The organism is Bradyrhizobium sp., assembly GCF_050014615.1.
Taxonomy (GTDB): Bacteria; Pseudomonadota; Alphaproteobacteria; order Rhizobiales; family Xanthobacteraceae; genus Bradyrhizobium.
In genome coordinates, this window is the sequence record NZ_JBEKCZ010000071.1 from 1 (window position 1) to 23007 (window position 23007).

General features: G+C 63.0%; 23 protein-coding genes. 12 read left to right on the forward strand and 11 right to left on the reverse strand.

All coding sequences use genetic code 11. The features are described 5' to 3' along the window. The 4 genes from ABR948_RS13560 to ABR948_RS13575 all read left to right on the forward strand — a co-directional run. Positions 1-483: NAD(P)(+) transhydrogenase (Re/Si-specific) subunit beta (locus ABR948_RS13560; RefSeq protein WP_428118439.1), on the forward strand; the 483-nt coding region annotated here is incomplete at its 5' end. A 13-nt stretch (positions 484-496) separates the two neighbouring features. Further along, positions 497-1594, forward strand: a complete 1098-nt coding sequence (locus ABR948_RS13565; protein WP_428118441.1) for a calcium:cation antiporter — start codon at positions 497-499, stop codon at positions 1592-1594. 20 nt (positions 1595-1614) lie between these two features. Beyond that, a complete protein-coding gene (locus ABR948_RS13570) occupies positions 1615-1899 on the forward strand; it encodes a cupin domain-containing protein (RefSeq protein ID WP_423868788.1) in 285 nt (94 codons plus the stop codon). Positions 1900-1972: 73 nt separating this feature from the next. Then, entirely contained in the window at positions 1973-2911 is a 939-nt protein-coding gene (locus ABR948_RS13575) for a hypothetical protein (RefSeq protein ID WP_428118445.1), read from the forward strand. A gap of 69 nt (positions 2912-2980) precedes the next feature. Here the strand turns inward: ABR948_RS13575 and ABR948_RS13580 are convergent, their stop codons facing one another. The 4 genes from ABR948_RS13580 to purE all read right to left on the reverse strand — a co-directional run bounded on the left by ABR948_RS13580 (position 2981) and on the right by purE (position 6224). After that, positions 2981-3874 (reverse strand): tetratricopeptide repeat protein, encoded by an 894-nt coding sequence (locus ABR948_RS13580; RefSeq protein ID WP_428118447.1) that lies wholly within the window; start codon positions 3872-3874, stop codon positions 2981-2983. A 246-nt stretch (positions 3875-4120) separates the two neighbouring features. Then, positions 4121-4429 (reverse strand): 30S ribosomal protein S21, encoded by a 309-nt coding sequence (gene rpsU, locus ABR948_RS13585; protein WP_428118450.1) that lies wholly within the window; start codon positions 4427-4429, stop codon positions 4121-4123. Positions 4430-4629: 200 nt separating this feature from the next. After that, a complete protein-coding gene (locus tag ABR948_RS13590) occupies positions 4630-5739 on the reverse strand; it encodes a 5-(carboxyamino)imidazole ribonucleotide synthase (RefSeq protein WP_428118453.1) in 1110 nt (369 codons plus the stop codon). Next, positions 5736-6224, reverse strand: coding sequence for a 5-(carboxyamino)imidazole ribonucleotide mutase (purE, locus tag ABR948_RS13595; protein WP_428118456.1), 489 nt, complete (start codon positions 6222-6224; stop codon positions 5736-5738). The genes ABR948_RS13590 and purE overlap by 4 nt, the downstream gene beginning before the upstream one ends. 164 nt (positions 6225-6388) lie before the next feature. Between purE and ABR948_RS13600 the strand changes: the two genes are divergently transcribed. Beyond that, the gene (locus ABR948_RS13600; protein WP_428118459.1) at positions 6389-7099 is read left to right on the forward strand and encodes a GGDEF domain-containing protein; all 711 of its coding nucleotides are present in this window, start codon (positions 6389-6391) and stop codon (positions 7097-7099) included. A gap of 22 nt (positions 7100-7121) precedes the next feature. Here the strand turns inward: ABR948_RS13600 and ABR948_RS13605 are convergent, their stop codons facing one another. Together ABR948_RS13605 and ABR948_RS13610 are read right to left on the reverse strand one after the other, a co-directional pair. After that, a complete protein-coding gene (locus ABR948_RS13605) occupies positions 7122-7373 on the reverse strand; it encodes a hypothetical protein (RefSeq protein WP_428118462.1) in 252 nt (83 codons plus the stop codon). 28 nt (positions 7374-7401) lie between these two features. Beyond that, positions 7402-7614, reverse strand: coding sequence for a hypothetical protein (locus tag ABR948_RS13610; protein ID WP_428118465.1), 213 nt, complete (start codon positions 7612-7614; stop codon positions 7402-7404). Between the two features lie 722 nt (positions 7615-8336). Here ABR948_RS13610 and ABR948_RS13615 point away from each other — a divergent pair. Continuing rightward, positions 8337-8717: a response regulator gene (locus ABR948_RS13615; RefSeq protein WP_428118467.1), complete on the forward strand. Its 381-nt coding sequence runs from the start codon at positions 8337-8339 to the stop codon at positions 8715-8717. Between the two features lie 102 nt (positions 8718-8819). On the opposite strand, the gene ABR948_RS13620 is transcribed toward ABR948_RS13615, so the two are convergent. Beyond that, positions 8820-9026: a YdcH family protein gene (locus ABR948_RS13620; protein WP_213741665.1), complete on the reverse strand. Its 207-nt coding sequence runs from the start codon at positions 9024-9026 to the stop codon at positions 8820-8822. A gap of 279 nt (positions 9027-9305) precedes the next feature. Between ABR948_RS13620 and ABR948_RS13625 the strand changes: the two genes are divergently transcribed. Beyond that, on the forward strand, positions 9306-9491 hold the full coding sequence (locus tag ABR948_RS13625; RefSeq protein ID WP_428118470.1) for a YdcH family protein: 186 nt from the start codon (positions 9306-9308) through the stop codon (positions 9489-9491). 183 nt (positions 9492-9674) lie between these two features. Here the strand turns inward: ABR948_RS13625 and ABR948_RS13630 are convergent, their stop codons facing one another. Next, positions 9675-10778, reverse strand: a complete 1104-nt coding sequence (locus tag ABR948_RS13630) for an NAD(P)/FAD-dependent oxidoreductase (RefSeq protein ID WP_428118473.1) — start codon at positions 10776-10778, stop codon at positions 9675-9677. A 294-nt stretch (positions 10779-11072) separates the two neighbouring features. On the opposite strand from ABR948_RS13630, the gene ABR948_RS13635 reads away from it, so the two are divergent. The 5 genes from ABR948_RS13635 (at position 11073) to ABR948_RS13655 (ending at position 18307) form a co-directional block, all read left to right on the forward strand. After that, positions 11073-13766 (forward strand): sensor domain-containing protein, encoded by a 2694-nt coding sequence (locus ABR948_RS13635; protein WP_428118476.1) that lies wholly within the window; start codon positions 11073-11075, stop codon positions 13764-13766. A gap of 73 nt (positions 13767-13839) precedes the next feature. Beyond that, positions 13840-15309, forward strand: a complete 1470-nt coding sequence (locus tag ABR948_RS13640) for a glycerol-3-phosphate dehydrogenase (RefSeq protein ID WP_428118478.1) — start codon at positions 13840-13842, stop codon at positions 15307-15309. 93 nt (positions 15310-15402) lie between these two features. Beyond that, positions 15403-16581, forward strand: a complete 1179-nt coding sequence (locus ABR948_RS13645; protein WP_428118481.1) for an ABC transporter ATP-binding protein — start codon at positions 15403-15405, stop codon at positions 16579-16581. Continuing rightward, entirely contained in the window at positions 16578-17492 is a 915-nt protein-coding gene (locus tag ABR948_RS13650; RefSeq protein WP_428118483.1) for an ABC transporter permease, read from the forward strand. The genes ABR948_RS13645 and ABR948_RS13650 overlap by 4 nt, the downstream gene beginning before the upstream one ends. Continuing rightward, positions 17489-18307: an ABC transporter permease gene (locus ABR948_RS13655; protein ID WP_428118486.1), complete on the forward strand. Its 819-nt coding sequence runs from the start codon at positions 17489-17491 to the stop codon at positions 18305-18307. The genes ABR948_RS13650 and ABR948_RS13655 overlap by 4 nt, the downstream gene beginning before the upstream one ends. A 162-nt stretch (positions 18308-18469) precedes the next feature. Here ABR948_RS13655 and ABR948_RS13660 read toward each other — a convergent pair whose 3' ends face one another. The 3 genes from ABR948_RS13660 to ABR948_RS13670 form a co-directional block, all read right to left on the reverse strand. Then, positions 18470-19339, reverse strand: a complete 870-nt coding sequence (locus ABR948_RS13660) for a carbohydrate ABC transporter permease (RefSeq protein WP_428118489.1) — start codon at positions 19337-19339, stop codon at positions 18470-18472. Beyond that, entirely contained in the window at positions 19336-20205 is an 870-nt protein-coding gene (locus ABR948_RS13665) for a carbohydrate ABC transporter permease (protein WP_428118492.1), read from the reverse strand. Before ABR948_RS13665 ends, ABR948_RS13660 begins: the two co-directional genes overlap by 4 nt. Before the next feature lie 313 nt (positions 20206-20518). Then, positions 20519-21904, reverse strand: a complete 1386-nt coding sequence (locus tag ABR948_RS13670; protein WP_428118495.1) for an ABC transporter substrate-binding protein — start codon at positions 21902-21904, stop codon at positions 20519-20521. Positions 21905-23007: the final 1103 nt, after the last annotated feature.

Sequence of the window (23007 nt, forward strand, 5' to 3'; positions counted from 1 at the left end):
ATGAAGAACGCGCAGAAGGTGATCATCGTGCCAGGCTACGGCATGGCTGTGGCGCAGGCGCAGCACGCGTTGCGCGAGATGGCCGACACCCTCAAGAAGGAAGGCGTCGAGGTCAAATACGCGATCCATCCGGTCGCGGGCCGGATGCCTGGCCACATGAACGTGCTCCTGGCCGAGGCCAACGTGCCCTATGACGAGGTGTTCGAACTCGAGGACATCAATTCCGAATTCGCCCAGGCCGACGTTGCCTTTGTGATCGGCGCCAATGACGTCACCAACCCCGCGGCCGAGGACGATCCGAAATCGCCGATCTACGGCATGCCGGTGCTCCAGGTCTGGAAGGCCGGCACCGTGATGTTCATCAAGCGCTCGCTCGCCTCCGGCTATGCCGGCATCGACAATCCGCTGTTCTACCGCGACAACACCATGATGCTGCTCGGCGACGCCAAGAAGATGACCGAGAATATCGTCAAGGCGCTGTGAGGCGTCGACCGCCATGAGCGCACATGGCCCGATGCCGCGATCGGCGTGGATCTTCCCGGCGCTGGCGGTCCTGCTTTTTGCGGGCGCCACGGCGCTTGGCTACACCTTCACGCCCACCGCTGCCGGACTGGTATTCGCAGCGGTGCTGCTGGTGATCCTGTTCGGCACGGTGTTCGCCGCCGTTCATCATGCCGAGGTGATCGCCGAGCGGATCGGCGAGCCCTACGGCACGCTGCTGTTGACGCTGGCGGTTACCATCATCGAGGTGGCGCTGATCGCGACCATCATGCTCGGCGAGAAGGCGGTGCCCACGCTGGCCCGCGATACCGTGTTTGCGGTCGTGATGATCGTCTGCAACGGACTGGTCGGCATCTGTATCCTTGCCGGCGGGCTGCGGTATCGCGAGCAGGACGTCCAGGTCACCGGGTCCAACCTCTATCTCAGCGTCCTGACGGTGCTGGCGACGATCACGCTGATCCTGCCCAATTACACGCTGACGACGCCGGGGCCGATCTACTCGGCGGGCCAGCTTGGCTTCGTCAGTGTCGTTACCATCCTGCTCTATGGCGTGTTTCTCTATACCCAGACCATCCGGCACCGAGATTATTTCGTCAGCGGCACGACCGGCGCGACGGATGAGGGAGCGCATGCGTCGAACCGGACGCTTCTGCTCAGCGCCATCCTGTTGCTGGTTTCGCTGCTGGCGGTGGTGCTGCTGGCAAAGAAGTTTTCGCTGGTGGTCGACGCCGGCGCGGCTTTGATCGGCGCGCCTCCGGCCTTTGCCGGCATTCTGGTGGCGCTGCTGATCCTGCTGCCGGAAAGCGTCGCCGCCGTCGGCGCCGCGCGCAAGAACGATCTGCAGAAGAGCATCAATCTGGCGCTCGGCTCATCGCTGGCGACCATCGGGCTGACGATCCCGGCGGTCGCGGTGGCCGCCTTCGCGCTGGACAAGCAGCTGGTGCTTGGGCTCAATGCCCAGGAGATCGTGCTCCTGGTGTTGACCTTTGTCCTGAGCATGCTCACCTTCGGCACCGGCCGCACCAATATCCTGTTCGGGCTGGTCCATCTGGTGGTGTTTGCTGTATTTCTGTTCCTGGTATTCGTGCCCTGACCCGGCGGGAGAAACTGACAATGTTGAGCGCCAAATCAGACGTTCAGGTCGACACGCCGGAGGTGCGCGTCACCGAGTGGCGGCTGGCGCCCGGCAGCGCCACCGGACATCACATTCACGGGATGGATTACGTCATCGTTCCCGTCACCGCGGGCGAAATGACCATCGTGGCCCCCAACGGGGAACGCTCCAAGGCGCAGCTCGGGCCCGGCAAATCCTATTTCCGCAAGGCCGGAGTGGAACATGACGTGCTCAACGAAAGTGCGACCGAAATCGTGTTCCTGGAAGTGGAGTTGAAACCATAACCCCGCCATTTACCGAATTGCCACCGATCTGCCTCAAATATCCGCCATCAGAACCCCCGCGGGAGTGGTCGGAATGCTGAAAATTGCCTCGAAATTTGCCCTGGATATATTCCCGTCGGTGATCGCGACCATCATCGGGGCCTATATCGTTAATCATTACATCGTCACCAAGCCCGAAGCGCCCGCCACCGCCGCGGTGTTATCGGCTACACCGAAAAAGGCCGACCTCAAGAGCGATTCAAGACCGGCCGAGAAGTCTGCCGACCTCGGCAATACTCCCGAGCCGGGTGTCAGGGCCAAGGGCATTTCCGAAAAGGCGGTCAGCGACAGAGCGGCTATCGACCGATTGACCGTCGAAAAGTCGGTTGTTGAGAAGCCGGCCGATAAGGCCGACAAGCCGGCGGAAACCGCGAGCATTCCTACCGATACCCGCCGCCATCCGGCAGTTCCGCGCGAAAAGACCGTCGCCAAGACCGTTCCAGTGCAGCCTTCTGTTCCAGCGCAGCCTTCCATCCTCGCGGTCGAGCCTGTGGTCGCGGCGCCCTCGACCGGTCCCGCGGTCGAGGCCGCGATCGCTCCGGATCGCGATGCCAACGACCTCGCACGTGCGGCGATCGAACGCCTGCGCGGTACGCCCGACCCCTCGCCGCGCGCGCCGGAAGCCGCTCGCCTCCCGGATCCACCCCGTGTTGTGGCCGCGCCAGCGGCACCATCCGGGCCGGCGCCGTCGCTTCAGCCGCTGCCGCCGCCGATTCTGGTCTCCAGCCCCCCGGCCGATACATTCGATTCGGCGACCGGATCGGCGAAGTCGTCCTACCCGGCCTCGGCGCGGGGTGACGATCCGCACCGCCCGACCCCGCCGGCCGATATTCCCGACCCGCGGCCGCTTGATCTGCGTGCCGACGCGGTGGACCAGCCCCACCCGCGAGAACACACCACGGTTGCCGAAGATGTGCTGTCGGCGGCGAAATCGATGTTCCACTCGGTCTTGCCGAATAATTCAGCGAAATAGGCTGACCAAAACAGCCTGAAGCCTGATCGGTTGAATCAGAACCGAGGCTCCCGTGTCGTCCGAAAAGCTCTAAAATGTTTCGTAGGTCTGGCCGGGCTTGCCGCCGACCCGGGCAAAGCCGCTTCGGGCGGCCTCATCCTTGGGACGCAGGTTGATGGCGCGGCCGTATGAGCCGGCGGCTTTGGTCTTGTCGCCGAGGCGTTCATAGGCGAGCCCGCGGGTAATCCAGATCTGCGCGTTTTGCGGGTCGGATTGCACGGCCTCGTCGAGATCGGCGGCGGCTTCCTTGGCCTTGTCCAGCGCGAGGTAGCTGAGCGCGCGGGCCAGCAGCGGTTCGGCCAGTTGCGGCGAGAGGCCGTTCGCCGTGGTGAAATCGTCGATCGCGAACTGGTGCTGCTTTTCGCCCTGATAGAGCAGGCCGCGATTGTAATACGCCTCGGCATTATCCGGACGAAGGCTGATCGCCTTGTTGAGATCCTCGAGCGCCTGCGGTGCCTGATTCCGTGCCTTGTAGACCATGCCGCGGCCGAGCCAGGCCGGTGCGTAGCCGGGATCGAGCGCCAGTGCGCGTTCGTAGTCGGCCATCGCCTGATCGAGTCGCTTGGTCTTGCGATAGATCAGGCCGCGGTTGGCGAACGCCTGACCGTAATTGGGATCTAGGCTGATCGCCTTGTTGAAATCGGCAAGCGCGTCCTCGGTCTTGCCGGCCTGCGCCAGCACCGAGCCGCGCATGTTGTAGGCCTGCGGATCGTTGGGATTGTTCTTGATGGTCTCGGTGAGCGAAGCGATGTTGCTCGAGGAGGTCAGTTGCGGAGGTTCTTCCCGCTCGGCCGCCGGCGGCGACAACGATCCCAGCGTGATCGAACAGCCGCAAAGCGCAACGGCGACCAGTGCGATCGGCGCGCATGCGCAACGACCGAGGCGCGAAGCTCCGGAAAAGGCATAGGGAACCGGAATGGCCATAATGCAGAACACTCGCGCCGCGAACCCGGTATTGGTAACCTGCCGGCGCGTATTCCGCAAAAGCTGCGGTCGGAATAGACAGGTTACTAAAGTATATTATTTCGCGCAGCAAACCGGTTCCGCGCATGGATCAGATCGCAGGATATCCGTTGCCGGAAAGCGTTCCGCACAAAACGATGTTCTGCGCAAAATAATAACGCGGGCACAGGGCCCGCGTCATCGGATTCAAACCTGTCGAATTTGTAATCAGCGCGGCCCGCGAGGTCCGGCGCCGGGACCGCCACGGCCGCCACCGGGACCGCCGCGCTCGGCACCTGGACCAGCGCCAAACACCGGCTTCGGCTTCATCGGCAGCAGGCCTTCGCGCTGCAGCTTCTTGCGGGCGAGCTTGCGCGCACGGCGCACGGCTTCGGCCTTTTCACGGGCCTTCTTCTCGGAGGGCTTTTCGTAATGACCGCGGAGCTTCATCTCGCGGAAAATACCCTCGCGCTGCATCTTCTTCTTCAGCGCCTTGAGGGCTTGATCGACATTGTTATCGCGAACGAGAACCTGCACGCGGCATCCTCTTTCAATTGATCGGATTGGATTCTGATAGAGCCAAAGGGCCGGCAAAACGCCATGCCCTTAACCCTGAGCGCGCGGATGTATCAGACAAAGGCGGCAATGTCCACCGGCGGAAAAGCAAATAGGTAAGGCAATAGGCGGACAGATCCGGTTCCTGTCGGACCTTTTTCAGGTCCTTCGGGGGCCCCCGATCAGGCCGTTTTGGGCGGTACCGCGCCGACCTGCGTCACATGCCCCATCTTGCGGCCCGGCCGCGCCGGACCCTTGCCGTACAGATGAACGGTCGCGCCGGGGACGGTCAACCATTGCCCATAGCTGTCGATGTCGTTTCCGATCAGGTTGGTCATCGTGACCGGGCCATGGCGGACCGGCTTGCCGAGCGGCCAGCCGGCGATGGCGCGGATGTGCTGCTCGAACTGCGAGATCGACGCGCCGTCCAGCGTCCAGTGCCCGGAATTGTGCACCCGTGGCGCAACCTCGTTGACCAGAACCTTCGCCCCGCCGGCCTCCTGCACCACGAACATCTCGACCGCAAGCACGCCGACATAATTCAGGGCGTTGGCGATTGTCTGCGCGATCGCGCGCGCCTGTTCCGCCAGCGCTTCCGGGATCGCGGCCGGCGCGCGGGAGATTTTCAGGATGTGGTCGCGGTGCTCGTTTTCGGTGACGTCGAAGCACTCGACATGGCCGTCGGCCGAGCGCGCGGCAATCACCGAAATCTCGCAGGCGAACGGAACGAAGGCCTCGAGGATCGCCGATTTGGTGCCGAGGTCGTCCCAGACCCGATCCGGATCGTCGCCGGCGCGGATGATCGCCTGCCCCTTGCCGTCATAGCCGAAACGGCGGGTCTTGATCACGGCGGGAAGGCCGATTTTCACGATCGCTGCCCGAAGTGCCGCTGCCGACGACACCTCGGCATAGTCGGCGGTGCCGATGCCCAGCCGCTTCACGAAGTCCTTTTCGATCAGGCGGTCCTGCGTGGTTTCCAGGATTTTACGGTCCGGCAGCACCGGACGGCGCGCCGCCAGGATCATCGCGGAGGCGGCCGGCACGTTCTCGAATTCGTAAGTGATGACGTCGACGTCGTTGGCGAACAATTCCAGCGCCTCGACATCGGCATATTCGGCGCAGGTCGCATTCAGCACCACATCGAAGGCCGGCGAATCCGGGTCCGGTGAGAACACCTGGCAGCGCAGGCCGAGCCGCGCCGCGGCCATCGCCAGCATCCGGCCCAATTGTCCGCCGCCGAGAATTCCGATGGTGTCGCCCGGCTTCAGCTTCACCTGAGTTGAGGCCGTCACGCAGATCCCTCCGGGCGCTCGGCGACCGCCTCGGTCTGCTGCTTGCGCCAGGCGACCAGCCTGCCCGACAGCGCCGGATCGTTCAGCGCCAGCACGCTGGCGGCGAGCAGCGCGGCGTTGATGGCGCCGGGTTTGCCGATGGCCAGCGTGCCGACCGGGATTCCGGCGGGCATCTGGACGATGGAATAGAGCGAATCGACGCCGGACAGCGCCTTCGATTCAATCGGAACGCCGAATACCGGAAGCTCCGTCAACGACGCGGTCATGCCCGGCAGGTGCGCGGCGCCACCGGCGCCGGCGATGATGATCTTGAAGCCGGCCGCCTTGGCGCCCTTGGCAAAGGCGAACAGCCGGTCCGGGGTGCGATGGGCCGAGACGATGTGTTTCTCGCTGCCGACGCCGAGCGCGGTCAGGGTTTCGGCGGCGTGGCGCATGGTGTCCCAGTCCGACTGGCTTCCCATGATGATGGCTATCGGGGCGCTCATGCGATCAATTCTTTTCGGGAATCCAAAAACATAGCCGGATTATAGGATCGGCCCAAGGTTCGGCAAGGCGTGGCAAGGGGTCCGGAATGGACTATCCTGTCTTGGTGAAGACCGGCAAGTGTTCTTGAGAAAAAAGCCTTCTGAGAGAAGTTCCTGCACAAAAGATGCCCATAAAAAAGAAGAAAACCAAGGCGCCCGCGGCGAGGGCCGCGAAGCGCCGTAAAGGCACGGTCGCGGCGCGCAAACCCGCGCCGCAGCGTGCCTCGTCCACGCCGGCACCCCGGTCCCCGGCGGCGCCTCAGCCGCCGGCAGCTCCTGACGACGCCAAGGCGGCGATTCGCCGGCTCAGGGCCCAATTGGCGCTGGCGCAGTCGCGTATCGACCAGCTGGAGGCGTCGGCGGATACGGATTTCCTGCTGGGTATTCTCAACCGGCGCGGCTTCGAGCGCGAGCTCAATCGCTCGGTCGGCTACATCAAGCGTTATCATGCCAGCGGTGCGGTGATCGTGCTCGACGTCGATCGCCTCAAGCCGATCAACGATGCCTTCGGCCACGCCGCGGGCGATCAGGTGCTCAAGGCTGTTGTGGCCGTGCTCGCGCGCCATGTGCGTTCATCCGACGTGATCGGGCGGCTCGGCGGCGACGAGTTCGCGTTGCTATTGTGGAATCTGAGCGAGACCGACGCGCGCGCCAAGGCGGCTTCCCTCGAACAAGCCATCGATGGGCTCAGTTTCGTGTTCCGCGGCCGCACCGTCAGCGCCGGCGCCTCCACCGGCATGGCCATTCTCGGCCCGCATGCCGACGCAGGCCGGGCGCTGGAAGAAGCCGATCGCGCGATGTATGTGCGCAAGGCGCAACGCCGGCACGAAGCGTAACCCGATCCGCGGCGGCTGCTGCTTACAGCCCGCTCAGATCGTCCGGCACGTTGCCGAATTTCTTCAGCAATTGAGCATCGCTGAATTCCCCGATCATGGGATCGCCGGTGCGGCTGAAAGCGACCGCTCCGATACTGCCGGGCGCCTTCGACAGGGCCTCCGCGCGCCGCAATGCACCCGACGAACTCTGGCACTCTTCCGCAGCGCCCGCGACCGGCGAGCCGGTATCGTCCTGCAGGAACGGCAGCGCGACGTAATAGGTGACATCGGCCATGGTTTTGCTCCCGCGGGTTGTGCCAGTTCTAGGCCGCGTCGTCCTTGGCTCGCAGTCGTTTGGCCGCGCCGCGCCCGGTTGAGGCCGCGGCCTGCAACTGCTCCATTTCGGCTTCCAGATATTCGTTCGCCATGATCAGCGCCTTGATCGTGCTGCGCATGTTTCCATCGCACATCGCGATCGCCTGATCGCAGGCCTGCTCGTAACGACTGACGTCAGACGGGGCAGCGGTCTCGGACATGATGAAATTCCCGGATTGGTTGGCGGTGAAACGATGTTCCTATTTTGTTCTCAAAGAGTCAAGTGGTCCGGTTTTGCAATTGGCCTGGTTTTGCAAGTGGCCTGGCCTTGAGTGTGTTGCGCCAAAGTCGCTGAGTGCGCTTTTGGAAATTTCCTCCGGAACGAAATGCCGGTTCCCGCGTGATGTCTGGTGGGTTGGGCAGTAGCGTGGGGAAGCATCGTGGTCAGCAAAAACTATTTAACGCGTCAGGCGACAACACTCGTCAAGTTCGCCCAAACAACTTCAGACCCCAAAATCTTGACGGCGTTGGTCGAGAAGGCATCGGAACTTAAATCCCAGGCCGACGAGACAAAGCCTTCATCCGATCTAAGTCCCCAGGCCCCGGACGTCGAACCCCCAACGAGTTAAAGCCGTTTCTGTTGGCACCTGACGCAGCGCGTCGATCCGGATTTCATCGCAGCGGCATCCGGTACGTAACGGGTCTCTTGCGCTGATGACGTCACATCGATGGTTCCGTCATGGGCGCGGGCGGACTACTTCAAGAATGCGCGTGACAGCCGAAATACCCGCGCATAGCGGCGCTGAAGTCGGTCGCCATGATCAGCTTTCTCTGCGCGCAGAGGCAAACGCTGGCGCAGGCATCACCACGTGTCGAGAAATCCGTCCTGCGGGAACTAAAACAAAATCCGTAGCTTATCGGCTATTCGCACGGAGTGAGACGCATGGGTTTTGCCGCATCCAAAAGACCCGTGGTGTTGATCGTCGAGGACGAGTTTCTGTTGCGAATGGACGCGGCCGAAATGATCGAGGCCGCCGGCTTCGAAATTGTCGAAGCCGGGAATGCCGACCAGGCCATCGAGATCCTGGAATCCCGTCGCGACATCACCGTGGTCTTTACCGATATCCAAATGCCGGGTTCCATGGATGGTCTGAAGCTCGCCCAGGCGGTCAGGGGGCGCTGGCCGCCGGTCAAGATCGTCGCAACCTCCGGCCGCCCCAATGTGGGAGAGCGGGACCTGCCCGAAGGCGGGCGGTTTCTGCCCAAGCCCTATAGTCCGAGACAGGTAACGGGCGTGTTGCGCGAGCTGACGGGCGATGCCTAAAGCGTCGTTCGGGGGCGACGCATCGCGGCGAACCCTCGAGATGCTCCGATGTGCAATGGCACATCTTAGATGTGCATCTTCGGCGCGTTGGAACGGCAAGCTTTAGGCAATGATATCGGGAGTGATCTGGTCTTCGATGAAGGCGATGCGGTCGCGCAATTGCAGCTTGCGTTTCTTCAGCCGCTGCAGCCGCAGCAAATCCGGCGCGGGGGATTGATGCAAGGCATCGATCGCCGCGTCGAGATCGCGGTGCTCCTGCTGCAGCCGTGCAAGCTCGGCTTCGAGCTCGCGCTCATCTTCGTCGGTCATGATGCATGTTAGCCGGAAAAACGCGGATGAGATTGGATAGGTTGCGGAAGCCGAGCAGGGAATATCGTCCCTGCCGGCCCGGTCCGCAAGCTGGGGCGGACAGCAGGTGGGTGCGAACTTCGGGTCGATACATAGCCCGGTTCCATACTCACGATTCGTTACAGATGATGCCGAAATATGAGGGCGTCATTTTCGATACCCATCGACAGATTCGGCGACTTGTGTACACTCCCTTGTCCGGATCGAATCTGAGGTCTCATCCAACGGAGGAGGTTTCGTATGGCAATTCAGGCGCATCTTGTTGAACTGGAACGGAAACACAAGGTTCTCGAAAACGAATTGCATGATGCTCTCGTGCACCTTTCAACGGACGATCTGCAAATTGTCGAGTTAAAGCGCCGGAAATTGATGGTAAAGGACGAGATCGAGCGGTTAAGACATACCGCAAGCGAAACGCTCCACTAGCCGGCTTCGAGTATCCACAAATATTTTAACGGCATCACCTGCGATCGGGTCGGCGCATATTGCGCTGACCGATGGCAGGCCATGTCTGGCTTTCAGGACTGGCTTTGACGCAAGCGGACCCTCTGACAGCGGGTTTGCGTCCGCGGCGACGTTTATCCTTGGACGTTCAAGTGTCTTAGACGTTCAAGTATCGGCGAGTTTGCTGACATGATCGGCGATCGCCAATGACGACGTCAGTCCGGGCGATTCGATGCCGAACAGATTGATCAGGCCATCGATGCCGTGATCGCGTGGCCCCTGGATCAGAAAATCTTGCACCGCAACCGCCGGCGGTACGATCTTCGGCCGCATCCCCGAATAGCTCGGCATCAGCGCGCCGTCCGGCAGCGTCGGCCAGTAACGCCGGATCGCCGGATAGAACCTTTCCGCCCGCGCCGGGTCGACGGCGTAATCGATGCTGTCGACCCATTCCACGTCAGGACCGAACCGGGCCTGTCCCGCCATGTCGAGGGTGAGGTGCACGCCTAATCCGCCGGGCTCCGGCACCGGATAGATCAGGCGTGAAAACGGCGCCCGCGCGCTGCAACTGAAATAATTTCCCTTTGCCAGATAGGCCGGCGGTATCAGATCCATCGGCATGCCGTCGATGCTGCGCGCGACCGCCGATGCGCCGAGCCCGGCGGCATTGACGAGAAGTCGGCATTCCAGCGAGATCGGCGCGCTGCCGCCGGCATCGAGCTGGATCCGGCCCTCGCGGGCCCTGGCGCCCAACAGCGGCGTGTGGAAGGCAAAGGCCGCGCCCGCATCTTCGGCCTCGCCGCGCAGCGCCAGCATATAAGCGTGGCTGTCGATGATGCCGGTGGAGGGCGACAGCAGCGCGGCGTCGCAGTTCAGCGCCGGCTCCAGCGCGCGTGCGGCATCGCGGTCAAGGGTTTGCAGATCGGCCACGCCGTTGGCTTCGGCATGAGCCCTGATCGATTGCAGCTTGGCGGTTTCCTTCGGCGTCGTCGCGACGATCAGCTTGCCGCAATTGCGATGCGGGATGCCGTGCTCTCCGCAATATTCATACAGGGCTTGCTTGCCGCTGACGCACATCCGGGCCATCAGGCTGCCAGCGGGATAATAGATGCCGGCGTGGATTACCTCGCTGTTGCGCGATGACGTTACGGTGCCGATACCTTCCGCCGCCTCCAGGATGATCACCTCGCGGCCGGCCCGTGCCAGCCGCCGCGCAATCGCGAGACCGATCACCCCCGCACCGATAACGACGCACTCGACCTTGTCCATTCGCAGTCCGGATCCGGAATTATTGGCGGTTCGGTCCCACGTGCGCCGCGTTGCGGCGGCGCCCGTCGAGCACCGATCGCGCGCGCAGACTAACGCTTCGGTTGTGAGGTTGGTTTTCGCACAACCCGTTGGATTTGTTTCGAAACTTTTCCAGCCTGGATTGTTAGTGAAGCATTAATCATGTCAGGGCAATTGCCGTAATTTGAGTCGCATTTTCGAGTGGCGAGGGTAGGCGTTTACCCGATCCAAACCCGTGAAGCCAGACACTCCACCGCAGAAATCCGCGGGTGACTGATGGCTGGCAAGAATTGGCAGGCAGGCGGCAAGGTATCGATTCCGGTGCGGGCCGTGCTGTGTCTGACCGTTACCATTGCGCCATTCACGGGTGCCTGGGCGGTCTCCGATGATGCGACGCCGGCGAGCTATATCGGCCCCATCGATCCCGATATGGTCGGGGCACTGCTGCTCGGCTGTATCGTTGTCTGCGCGTTCCTGGCATCGATCGCGTTATGGATTTTTTCGGCGCTGCACAAGGTCAAGGGTTCGCGATTACGCCGGAATGCGTTCATCAGTTCCGCGCTGAACAACCTCAACCAGGGTGTGGTGATGACCGATCCGAAGAAGCGGATCGTGTTCTGCAACAATCGCTATCTCGAGATCTACGGCCTGGTGCGTTCGGATATTACCGAGAATATGACCGGGCCGGAACTGGCTCAACTACGGCGTGACCGCGACGCCCTCGACGTCAGCGTCGAGGAATTCTATGAGCAGGCCGGCAAGCCGGAAGGCCTGGTTACCGAATTGTCCGGCGGACGATCCGTCCTGGTCAAGTATTTTGTGCTGCCGAACGGCGGTTCGGTGGCGACGCACGAGGATTGCAGCGAGCAGCGCACGCTTTCCCGACAGCTGGCGTCGACCAAGCAGTTCCTGGAATCGGTACTGGAGAATATTCCGGTCTGCGTGGCCGCCAAGAACATCGAGGATGGCCGCTACATCTTTGCCAATCGCGCATTCGAACGCTTCTCGCGCTTTTCCCGCGACAATATCGTCGGCAAGCGTGCCGATGAGATTTTCCGCCCCGATACCGCGGCCAGCATCGAGGCGGCGGATCAGGCGGCGATCAACTCGTCCGACAGCCAGTACCGCAACGAATTTGTCGTCGAGCGCGGTTCTAAGAGGCGCGTTCTGGCGAGTCATCGCGTGGTCGCGCGCAACGACAAGAACCAGCCGGCATTCCTGATCGCCTTGTTCGACGACGTCACCGAACACCGGTCACTTTCCCACGAGCTGGAAAATACCAAGAAGTTTCTCGAACTGGTCGTCGACAACATTCCGGTCTCGCTGACCGTCGAGCGCGTCAGCGACGGTCGCTACCTTCTGGCCAATCGAAGCGCCGAGACCATCCTCAACCGGCGGCGCGAGGATGCTACCGGCCTGACTGCCACGGATATGTTCAACCCGCGAGAAGCCAAGTTGATCATCTCGCGCGACGAGGCGGCCATCAAGAAGCGCGGCCTGCTGACCGAGGAACACCCGATCAGCACCAAGGACGGGCTGCGGCTGTACCTGACGCGCCGCGTGACCGTGGTCGATGACGCCGGCGAACCGCAATATCTGATCAAGACCCACGAGGATGTCACCGACCGCCGCCAGACTGAGTCGCGCATGGCTCACATGGCGTATCACGATGGCCTGACCGATCTGCCCAACCGCGCGGCATTCCTGCAGGCGCTGGCGCAGATGATCGAGGCCTGCGAAGGCACCGATGAGGAATTCGCGGTGTTGTCGATCGACCTCGACGGCCTCAAGGAAATCAACGATGTGTTCGGCCATGCGACCGGCGACAAATTGCTGATCGAAGTGGGGACCCGGATTCAGGCCTCGGCGCGCGGTGGGGTCGTGGCCCGGCTCAGCGGTGACGAGTTCGGATTGATCATCGACGGCAAGCAGCCCGTCGCCGGGGTGCTGCTGGCCGAAAAGCTCGCCGAAGCGCTGGCCCACGAGTTCCTGATCGACGGCAAGTCGGTTCGCACCGGCGTCACCACCGGCATCGCGATATTCCCGCATAATGGCGCCGATGCCGCCTCGCTGCTGGCCAATGCCGGCGCGGCACTGTTTCGTGCCAAGGCGAAATCGCGCGGCTCGATCAGCATCTATGAACCCGAGATGGATCAGCAGATCCGCGATCGCCGCGTGCTGCACCAGGATCTTTCGGTGGCGATCAAGAACGGCGAACTCTCGCTGTATTATCAGCCGCAGGCGATCGCGCGCGAGAGCGTCGCCGCCAGCGAAGTCATCGGCTTCGAGGCGCTGGCGCGATGGCTCCATCCGGTGCGCGGCTTCGTTCCGCCGAGCGATTTCATCCCGATCGCGGAAGAAAGCGGCCTGATCGTCGAGATGGGCGAATGGATCTTGCGCGAAGCCTGCCGGGAGGCGGCGTCGTGGCCGATGCCGCTGCAGATCGCGGTCAATCTGTCGCCGGCGCAATTCATGCACGGCGACGTGGTCGGCCTGGTACATTCGATCCTGATCGAAACCGGTCTCGCGCCGGGCCGGCTCGAGCTCGAAATCACCGAGGGCGTGCTGATCGAGGATTTCGACCGCGGCCTGGCGCTGCTGCGGCGGCTGAAGGCGCTCGGCGTGCGCATTTCCATGGACGATTTCGGCAGCGGCTATTCCTCGCTGAGCTATCTTCAAGCGTTTCCATTCGACAAGATCAAGATCGATCGCGCTTTCGTCATGAATCTCGGGCGCAATCCTCAATCGGCGGCGATCGTTCGCGCGGTGATCGGTCTCGGCCACGGCCTCGAAATGTCGATCGTCGCCGAGGGCGTGGAAACCCAGGAGCAACTCGGTTTCCTGGCCGAGGTGGGCTGCGACGCGGTGCAAGGTTACTTTATCGGCAAGCCACTGCCGATCGGACAGTACGCCGCGCTGGTCGGCAGCACCGACGGCAGCGCCGCGGAGCCCGCGCGCAAGACCGGCTAGAGCTTCGGCTCCGAATGATGTTCCTGACGCGAACCGCTACCCACTTGACTTGAAAACACTATAGACCTCTGGGATGGCGGACTACGATCTTGCGATCATCGGCGGCGGCCTGAACGGCGTCAGCATTGCACGCGACGCCGCGGGGCGCGGCCTTCGGGTTATCCTGCTTGAACAGGGCGATCTCGGCGCCGCCGCCTCGTCGGCCACGCCGCGCATGGTCAATGGCGATCTCGGGGTGCTGGAGCGGCGTGCCTTTTGGCGCGTGCGCGCGGCGTTGGCCGAGCGCGGGGTCTGGATGCGGATCGCGCCGCATCTGGTGCGCCCAGTCCGGTTTGTGATCCCCGCGCATTCCGACGAGCGGCCGCCTTGGCTGCTGCGGCTGGGGTTGCTGGTCTACGATCGCCTGGCCTCGCATGGTGGTCTGCCGGGGGCGGCCACGATCGATGTCACGCACCATCCGGTCGGTAACGCGCTGCAGCGGCCGTTCGGCACCGCGTTCGAATATTCCGATTGCATGGTGGACGATTCGCGCCTCGTGATCGCCAATGCGCTCGACGCCGCGGAGCGCGGTGCCGATATCCGGACCGGCGCGCGCTGCGTTCGCGCCGATCGGCTCGACAGCTGGCGGCTGGTGGTGATCGATCGCGGCCATCGACAGGTGATCACGGCGAGGGCGCTGGCCAATGCGTCAGGCGCCTGGACGGCATCGGTGGCCGAAACCGTATTGCGCCTGCCGCTGCCACACACCGGCGTCATCAAGATCGGCCAGATCATTGTCAGGCGCCTGTTCGATACCGACAACGTCTATGTGTTCCAGAACAGCGACCGGCGGCTGATCTTCGCCAGTCCCTACCAGCGCGACTTCACGCTGATCGGCACCGTTGCGAAACCGTTCAAGGGCGATCCCGCCGTGGTGTCGATGGCGGCGGACGATGTTGCCTATCTCTGCGACGCGGCCAACCGGTATTTTCGCGAGCATCTTGATCCATCCGACGTGATCAGGACCGTCTCCGGCGTCAACACGGTCATCGCGCCCGCCGGCAAGCGCCTCGCGCGCGATGGCGCGATGGCCTTCGATACCGGGCGCGGCAAGGCGCCGCTGCTGACGATCTTCGGCGGCGAGGTCACGACCTCGCGGCGGCGCGCGGAGCGGGCCGTCTCCCGGCTCACGCCGTTCTATCCGATGTCGCCGCGCTGGACCGCCAACGCGCCGCTGCCGGGCGGCGACTTCGCGTGGGCGCGGTTTGACGCGCAGGTCGACCGGGCGCGCGAGCGCTGGCGTTTCCTGACCGAGGATCAGGCCCGGCGTCTGGTCGAAGCCTATGGCTCGCGTCTTGAAGCCGTGCTGGGCGATGCCAAAGAAAAGGCCGATCTCGGTCCCGCCTTCGGGCCGGAACTGACCGGTGCGGAGGTGCGCTATCTCATGGCCAGGGAGTGGGCGCGCTTTCCCGACGACATTCTGTGGCGGCGCTCCAAACTCGGCCTGACCATGCCGCCGGCGGACCGCGAGGCGCTGACGGCGTTCATGGCGAGCGCACCGTGAGCTATCGATAATAATAGGGGCAAGCGCGGCACCACGGTTGAGCCGGCGCTGTTCCGCCGCTAGCTTGCGGCAACGATGGGGCAGGCTGATATCATGAGCGAGGAAGCAGCGAAAACCGCAACGCAAGCGGATTCGCCAAAACCCGAACCGCAGGCCGCGGTCGTCGCAGACATGCCGCTGCTGCGCATCGACGCGGTGGTGAAAAAATTCGGCCCCTTCAGGGCGGTGGACCGGCTGTCGCTCGACATCCGCGCCGGCGAGTTTTTCGCGCTGCTTGGTCCGAGCGGCTGCGGCAAGACCACGCTGCTGCGGATGCTGGCCGGTTTCGAGACGCCGGACCAGGGCCGCATCCTGCTGGACGGCAAGGACATCGCGCAGGTGCTGCCGCACCAGCGCCCGGTCAACATGATGTTCCAGAACTACGCGTTGTTTCCCCATCTCAGCGTGCGCGACAATATCGCGTTCGGATTGAAGCGTGCCGGCATGCCGCGTGCGCAGATCAATACCCGCGTCGCCGAGATGGTCGCGCTGGTCAAGCTCGAGGGCCTGGAGAAACGCAAGCCCGATCAGCTCTCCGGCGGCCAGAAGCAGCGCGTGGCGCTGGCGCGTTCGCTGGCGCGGCGTCCGCAGGTGTTGCTGCTCGATGAGCCGCTGGCGGCGCTGGACAAGAAGCTGCGCGAAAGCACCCAGCTCGAACTGATGGAGTTGCAGCGCCGCCTCGGCATGACCTTCATCATCGTCACCCACGATCAGGAAGAGGCGATGACGGTGGCCAGCCGGATCGGCGTGATGGATGCCGGCCGTCTCGAACAGGTCGCGACGCCGCGCGAACTCTACGAGGCGCCGGCGTCGCGATGGATCGCCGAGTTCGTCGGCGAGGTCAATCTGTTCGAGGGGCAGATCGCGCCCCATGAAAGCAACCGGCTGGCGGTGTCGACGCGTGACGCCGGAACCATCTTCGTCGCCGAGCCGCGCCAGCCGGTGGGCAAAACCAATGTCTGCGTCGCGATCCGCCCCGAAAAGGTCAAGCTGTCGCGCCGCGGCCCCGCGTCGGACGCGGTCAACGCGACCGCGATCAACCGGCTGGAAGGCGTCGTGACCGATGTCAGTTATCTCGGCGGTTTCACCACGTATAAAGTAAAGCTCGACTCCGGCGCGGTGGTGCGCTCGTCGATGGCCAATACCGCGCGGCTCGACATCGATGCCTATAGCGCGAGCCAGCGCGTGGTGGCGTGGTTCACGCCCGACGATTGCGTGGTGCTGGAGCAATGAGCACCCGCAATATCTTCACGCGCCCGGCGCGGCTAGCGGCGATCGCGCCCTATCTGTGGATGGCATTGTTCTTCCTGGTGCCTTTCATTTTTGTCGTCAAGATCAGCCTGTCGCAAACCGCGATCGCGCAGCCGCCCTATACGCCGGTGCTCGATCTCACCGCGGGAGCCAGCGCGATCAAGGCGGCATTCGCGGCACTGTCGACGGATAATTTCAAGCTCTTGGTCTCCGACGATCTCTATGTCCTTTCCTATCTGCGCAGCCTGGTGGTGGCCGCGGTCTCGACCTCGATCCTGCTCCTGATCGGCTATCCCATCGCCTACGGCATGGCGCGGCTGCCGGCGCGCTGGCAGAGCGTGGCGATGATGCTGGTGATCGTGCCGTTCTGGACCTCGTTCCTCATTCGCATCTATGCCTGGATCAACATCCTGCAGCATGACGGCCTGCTCAACCAGATCCTGCTCGCGCTGCATCTGGTCTCAGCGCCGGTGGTGTGGCTCTCCACCGACAGTGCGATGTATCTCGGCATCGTCTACTCTTATTTGCCGTTCATGATCCTGCCGCTCTATGCGACGCTGTCCAAAATCGACCCGGCGCTGCTGGAGGCGGCCTCCGATCTCGGCAGCTCGCCACGCCACGCGTTCTGGCTGGTGACGTTCCCGCTGTCGCTGCCGGGCGTCGGCGCCGGGGTGCTGCTGTGCTTCATTCCCATTGTCGGCGAATTCGTGATCCCTGATCTGCTGGCCGGCTCCGACTCGCTGATGATCGGCCAGACCCTGTGGCTGGAATTCTTCACGAATAGAGACTGGCCGGTGGCCTCGGCGGCGGCGGTGATCCTGCTGCTGTTGCTGCTGGCGCCGCTGTTGCTGTACGACCGCCTGCAGCGCCGCCAGCTCGAAGGCGGGCGATGATGGCGCGTGCCTCGAACCAGCTCTCGCGCTTCAACGTCACCTCGCTGGCGCTGGGGCTGGCGTTTCTGTACCTGCCGATCGTCATCCTGGTGATCTATTCGTTCAACGCCTCGCGGCTGGTGACGGTGTGGGGCGGCTGGTCGCTGCGCTGGTACGGCGAATTCTTTGGCGATGGCGCTATGCTGGACGCCGCCTGGATGAGTTTCCGGGTCGGCGCGACTTCCGCCACCCTGGCGACGCTGCTCGGCACGCTGGCGGCGGTGGCGCTGTCGCGCGGCGAGCGTTTTAGGGGCCGCACGCTGTTTTCCGGCATGCTCTATGCGCCGCTGGTGATGCCTGAGGTGATCACCGGGCTGTCGCTGCTGCTGCTGTTCGTGGCTATCAACGCCGAGCGCGGCTTCTGGACCGTGACCATCGCGCACACCACGCTGACCATGTGCTTTGTCGCGGTCGTAGTGCAGGCGCGGCTGGGCGCGCTCGACCGCAGCCTGGAAGAAGCGGCGATGGATCTCGGCTGCGACCCGGCGCAGGCGTTTCTGCGCGTGACCCTGCCGCTGATCCTGCCCTCGATCGCGGCAGGCTGGATGCTGGCCTTCACGCTGTCGCTCGACGATCTCGTGATCGCCAGTTTCACCACCGGCCCCGGTTCGGCGACGCTGCCGATCCGGATCTATTCGGAGGTGCGGCTCGGCGTGAAGCCCGAGATCAACGCCATCTGCACGCTGATCATCGGCCTGATCGCCGTGGTCATCGTGGTGGCGTCGTTCGCCTCCAAGCTGTCGAACGCGCGGGGCGAGAGCGCGGCGCCGCTGTAGAAAGCGGCGAGACCGTCCGAGATTCCTTGCTCCATCGTCATGGCCGGGCTTGTCCCGGCCATCCACGACTTTCTTGCCTGTCGCCAAGACGTGGATGCCCGGGACAAGCCCGGGCATGACGACGTTTGTCCATGCGATGAGCTGCATTTGCGCTCTGTCACCTCACGATTTCACAGCACCCGCGGTCAGCCCCCCGACCATGTAGCGCCGAAACGCATAATAGATCGCGGCCGGCGGCAGCGCGTAGATGAAGCCGGTGGTCATCAGCAATTCCCACGGCGAATCGTCGGCGGCGAGGAAGTTGCCGAGCGCGACCGGCAGCGTGATGTCGGTGTCCTTGGACAGCAGCAGGAACGCGTAGAGATATTCGTTCCACGCCAGCAACAGCGCATAGGTGCCGATCGCGACCAGCGAGGGCACCATCAGCGGCAGGTAGACCAGCCGGAACAGCTGCAGCGTGGTGGCGCCGTCCATGATCGCGGCCTCGTCGAGCTCGACCGGCAGCTTGTCGGAGGCCTGCTTTAGCACCCAGATCGCGTAGGGCGAGGCGATCGTGACCATCGCCAGGATCAGCGACCAGTGATTGTTGAGCAGGCCATAGGTGCCCATGGTCCGGTACATCGGCACCGCGAGGAACGCCGCGGGAATGAAGTAGGTCATCAGCGCCAGATTCATCACCCAGCGGCCGCCGGGGGTGCGCAGCCGCGAGATCGAGAACGCGGCCGCGGTGGCGATCAACAGCGTCAGCGCGCCGGCCGCGACCGCGATCACCACCGAATTCCAGAACTGGATCCAGAAGTCGCGCAGGAAGTAATGCTGCTGGCGAAACACGATCTCGAAATTATGCAGGGTCGGATGATCGGGCCAGAATTTGCCGGCGAAGGCGTCTTCCTTGGGCGAGATCGCGAACAGGAACATGTGATAGATCGGCAGCATGGTCCAGATGAACACGGGAATGCCGATCAAGAGCAGCCGCGCCTCGGTGCCGACATCGCGCCATGTAGGCAAAGCAGGGAGGGAAGGGCGCTTCATCGCGACAGCCGTTTCATCATGAAATAGATCAGCGGCAGCACCAGCGGCAGCGCGCAGACGATCGCGGCCATCGACAGATCGAGCTCATCGAGTCGGAGATAGCGGATGCCGAGCGTCGCCAGCACATGGGTCAGGTCGGCCGGCCCGCCGCCGGTCAACAGGTACACGCTGTTGAAGTCGCCGAGCGTCCAGATCATCGAGAGCAGCGTGCAGGTGAGATACAGCGTGCGCAGCGACGGCCAGGTGATGAAGCGGAATTTCTGCCACCAGCTGGCGCCGTCGACCGAGGCCGCCTCGAACAGGTCCTGCGAGATCGCGAGCCGTCCGGTCATCAGGATCAGGGTCCAGAACGGCAGCGATTTCCAGATATGCACCATGATCGCCATGGTGAGCGCGACCACGGGATCGTTGAGCCAGTTCGGGCCGTCCTCGCCGGTGAATTTGAAGATCAGCTGATTGACCATGCCCCATTCGGGATTGAACATGAAGCGCACGGAGAGGATGGTCGGGATCGAGGGCACCGCCCAGGGCAGGATGAAGATCACCGACAGCCATTTGATCCAGCTGCGCGACTGGATGAAGAAGCCGGACAGGAACAGCGCCACCAGCATCTTGAAATTGATGCCGATCACCAGGAACACCAGCGTGTTGACCGCGGCGCGGGCGAAGACCGGATCGTGATAGAGCGCGACATAGCTCGACGGATGCCGCGCCAGCCACAGCCCGTAGCCGACCGGATAGACCACGAACGCCGCGAATACGAGCGCATACGGCGCCAGCAGCACGATGCCCCAGATTTGGGGCGAACTCAGGCGCGCCGACAACGGCGCGCTGGGCATATCGGATGCTGAGAGCGTGATCGCCATATATGCCCTACTCTAACCGTCGTCCCTGCGAAAGCAGGGACCCACACGCCGTGTCGCCTGCTTTGAAGCACGCTGTTCGACGACTTTCGCGCGACCACTGTGGCCTGTGGTTATGGGTCCCCGCTTTCGCGGGGACGACGAGGCTTGGGAGTCTTCCAGTATTTCGTCGTCCCTGCGCACGCAGGGCCCCATACCCCCCGGCTTATCGATTGAAGGTCGCTGTTCAACGCCCTTCGCGCAACCACTCCGGCCTGTGGCTATGGGTCCCTGCGTGCGCAGGGACGACGACGTGTTTGTGGCCAGCATCATCGCCTCACCCCGCGACTTCCTTGATGCGGGCGATCAGTTCGTCGACGGCTTTTTCCACCGGCACTTTCTCGCTGACCACGCGGTTCATGGCCTTGGCCCAGACGTTTTCGTTGTTGAGCTGGGTGAACTTGTAGTTCTTCACGAAATCGAACGGCTGGGTGCCGCCCATGAACTGGGTGTAGACCGCCTTGCGATGGCGGTCGGCCTGCCAGAACGGGCTCTTCTGGCCGGCGATGGTGGCCGGGAACCAGCGGCCGAGCGCGCCCTCGACATAGGGCCCGAGATTTTCCTCCTGCAGCAGGAACGCGACGAACTGCTTGGCCTGCGCCTTGTTCTTGGCGGCCGCGAAGATCACGCCGGTCTTGACGTCGGAGCGGTATTTGATCGGCGATCCGTCCGGCTTGTTCGGAAACGACGCGGTGATGATGGTTTCCTCATAGGCCTTCTTGCCGGCGGCGCGCTGCTCCGGCGTCAGCGCCGGATTGGTGGAATCCTCGAACCACTTGGCCGCGATCGAGATCGTGAAATTATGCGTCATCACGATGGTCTTGTTGTGGAAGGCGACGTTGTTGTCGGGGTCCTTCCAGGTGGTGGAAGAGGGCGGCGTGCAGCCCCTGATATACGTGTCGGTATAATCCTTCAGCGCGCCGATCAGGCCCTGGCGCACTTTGGGATCGTCGACCAGAAGCTTGCCGTCGTCATCGACCAGATGGACATTATAGGCGTCCATGAAGGTGTAGAACGACTGCAATGAATCGGTCGATTCCACGCCCATCGGCTGGCCGACGCCGTAGATGCGCTGGCCGGTGGCCTTGCGGATCGCCGGCTGCACCTTGTCGCACCAGAACGACCAGTAGGCCGCCCACTCGGTCGGGATGTCGCTGGCCTTGAAGCCGGCCTGTTCCAGCATGTCGCCCCAGATCTGGACGTGCATGCTCTGCTGCTTCAGCGGGAAGCCGTAAAACGCCTTCTTCTTGGTCTGGTCGTTGTAGAGATAGGCGCTCTCGATGGTGTTGGGCGCGAACGCCGATTTGATCGGGTTGAGGATGTCGGAGAGATCCTCGAGCTTGCCCTCGAACGCCCATTTGCCCGACGCCTGCACGTCGTAGGTGTCGGAATAGGCGACATCCGGCACCGTGCCGGAATCCAGCGCCGCCACCGTTTTCGGGATCATGTCCTGGATCGCGTATTGCGACAGCTCGACCTTGATATTGGTTTTCGCCTCGAACTTGCTGATGGTCTTGAGCAGGGCGTCGTCCTCGGACTTGTAGAAGCCCTTGCCCCACCAGACGACAATTTTTTCCTGAGCCATCGCCGGCCCGGCCGCCGCCAACAGGCCGATCGCCGCAGCGAACGCAACCGCCCTCGTTCCCCTGGATTTCACACTCATCTCCCTGATACCTCGGTTTTTTAACCGGTTGGGTGAAAGCCTAGCGCAGCGGCGCGGCGCGATCTAGCGGCATCTTGTCCGACGAAGGGTGGGGGATGGGCTGGTGGATCGCCACAGAGCGATTGGTGAAAAATTCCGCAATACATATGCCTGAACCGAAACATCGATGTCGCGGTATCGACGGTGAGCTCCCTCCCCCCTTGTGGGGGAGGGTTGGGGAGAGGGGTTCACACGGGCAGTCCCGATGTTGCCACCCCTCTCCCTGGCCCTCCCCCACAAGGGGGGAGGGAACGCGAACGCGCCGCTCTTCGCAAATCAAACAGCCAGCTTGAGTCACACCTCCGCATTCCCGCGGCGCAAGACGCCCGAAGCTGTGCCTGAATCTCTCGCCCCCGGATATCGAGGGCGTGGGGAATGCCGGGTGCTCGATGCACCCGCAGCCCCCTGTGCAACAAAAAAGCACAGGGGTAGAAGCCACAGGCACACCGGATCACCCGGCATTCCCGCACGCAATGGTTTTAACGGTTTCCTTCGTGATCTCCCCGGTGATCGGGCTTGTTTGTCACCGTCGCCTGCGAACTTCCGCAAACTTGACGCCAGCGTCGAGGCGTCAGGACCACACGACTTCGCCGTCCGCATCACACGCCGTTCGTCAAAGGCGCATTCGCGTCCACCGCATCCCGTGCCAACGTCCGTGACGATCGCGAAACGCCCCTCAAGTGGGACGGGATGGCGGGAAGTATGAAAGTGATTTGGGGCAGGCGCGAAGCGAAATATTTTTGAGAGGGGGGACTGGACAGGTAGAAACAGCTTGATCCCGTTCGATAAATTCGATTTTACGCGCACGTCCGAAATGTCTCCCCTCGTCATTCCGGGGCGATGCGAAGCATCGAACCCGGAATCCAAGGATTCCCCGATGTGCAATTGCACATCTGAGGTCTGGTCCTTCGGACCATCCCGGAATGACGGAGTCTGGTCCGTACGGCGTCCCCGCCCATTCAGCGCCTCAGTTGATCGACACAAACGACCGGACGACGCAGTATGATTTCAAACCGACGGGGATATCCATGCCGCTGACGGGTGGCCAGATTGGCGGGCACGAC

Bases quoted from the DNA above. Each gene is read 5' to 3' on its own strand.
- ABR948_RS13605 (WP_428118462.1), bottom strand. From the start codon at position 7,373: ATGGCCGATGTCACCTATTACGTCGCGCTGCCGTTCCTGCAGGACGAT.
- ABR948_RS13610 (WP_428118465.1), bottom strand. From the start codon at position 7,614: ATGTCCGAGACCGCTGCCCCGTCTGACGTCAGTCGTTACGAGCAGGCC.
- ABR948_RS13575 (WP_428118445.1), top strand. From the start codon at position 1,973: ATGCTGAAAATTGCCTCGAAATTTGCCCTGGATATATTCCCGTCGGTG.
- ABR948_RS13660 (WP_428118489.1), bottom strand. From the start codon at position 19,339: ATGAAGCGCCCTTCCCTCCCTGCTTTGCCTACATGGCGCGATGTCGGC.
- ABR948_RS13655 (WP_428118486.1), top strand. From the start codon at position 17,489: ATGATGGCGCGTGCCTCGAACCAGCTCTCGCGCTTCAACGTCACCTCG.
- ABR948_RS13635 (WP_428118476.1), top strand. From the start codon at position 11,073: ATGGCTGGCAAGAATTGGCAGGCAGGCGGCAAGGTATCGATTCCGGTG.
- purE (WP_428118456.1), bottom strand. From the start codon at position 6,224: ATGAGCGCCCCGATAGCCATCATCATGGGAAGCCAGTCGGACTGGGAC.
- ABR948_RS13645 (WP_428118481.1), top strand. From the start codon at position 15,403: ATGAGCGAGGAAGCAGCGAAAACCGCAACGCAAGCGGATTCGCCAAAA.
- ABR948_RS13615 (WP_428118467.1), top strand. From the start codon at position 8,337: ATGGGTTTTGCCGCATCCAAAAGACCCGTGGTGTTGATCGTCGAGGAC.
- ABR948_RS13580 (WP_428118447.1), bottom strand. From the start codon at position 3,874: ATGGCCATTCCGGTTCCCTATGCCTTTTCCGGAGCTTCGCGCCTCGGT.
- ABR948_RS13665 (WP_428118492.1), bottom strand. From the start codon at position 20,205: ATGGCGATCACGCTCTCAGCATCCGATATGCCCAGCGCGCCGTTGTCG.
- ABR948_RS13650 (WP_428118483.1), top strand. From the start codon at position 16,578: ATGAGCACCCGCAATATCTTCACGCGCCCGGCGCGGCTAGCGGCGATC.
- ABR948_RS13565 (WP_428118441.1), top strand. From the start codon at position 497: ATGAGCGCACATGGCCCGATGCCGCGATCGGCGTGGATCTTCCCGGCG.
- ABR948_RS13625 (WP_428118470.1), top strand. From the start codon at position 9,306: ATGGCAATTCAGGCGCATCTTGTTGAACTGGAACGGAAACACAAGGTT.
- ABR948_RS13620 (WP_213741665.1), bottom strand. From the start codon at position 9,026: ATGACCGACGAAGATGAGCGCGAGCTCGAAGCCGAGCTTGCACGGCTG.
- ABR948_RS13670 (WP_428118495.1), bottom strand. From the start codon at position 21,904: ATGAGTGTGAAATCCAGGGGAACGAGGGCGGTTGCGTTCGCTGCGGCG.
- ABR948_RS13630 (WP_428118473.1), bottom strand. From the start codon at position 10,778: ATGGACAAGGTCGAGTGCGTCGTTATCGGTGCGGGGGTGATCGGTCTC.
- ABR948_RS13570 (WP_423868788.1), top strand. From the start codon at position 1,615: ATGTTGAGCGCCAAATCAGACGTTCAGGTCGACACGCCGGAGGTGCGC.
- ABR948_RS13640 (WP_428118478.1), top strand. From the start codon at position 13,840: ATGGCGGACTACGATCTTGCGATCATCGGCGGCGGCCTGAACGGCGTC.
- ABR948_RS13600 (WP_428118459.1), top strand. From the start codon at position 6,389: ATGCCCATAAAAAAGAAGAAAACCAAGGCGCCCGCGGCGAGGGCCGCG.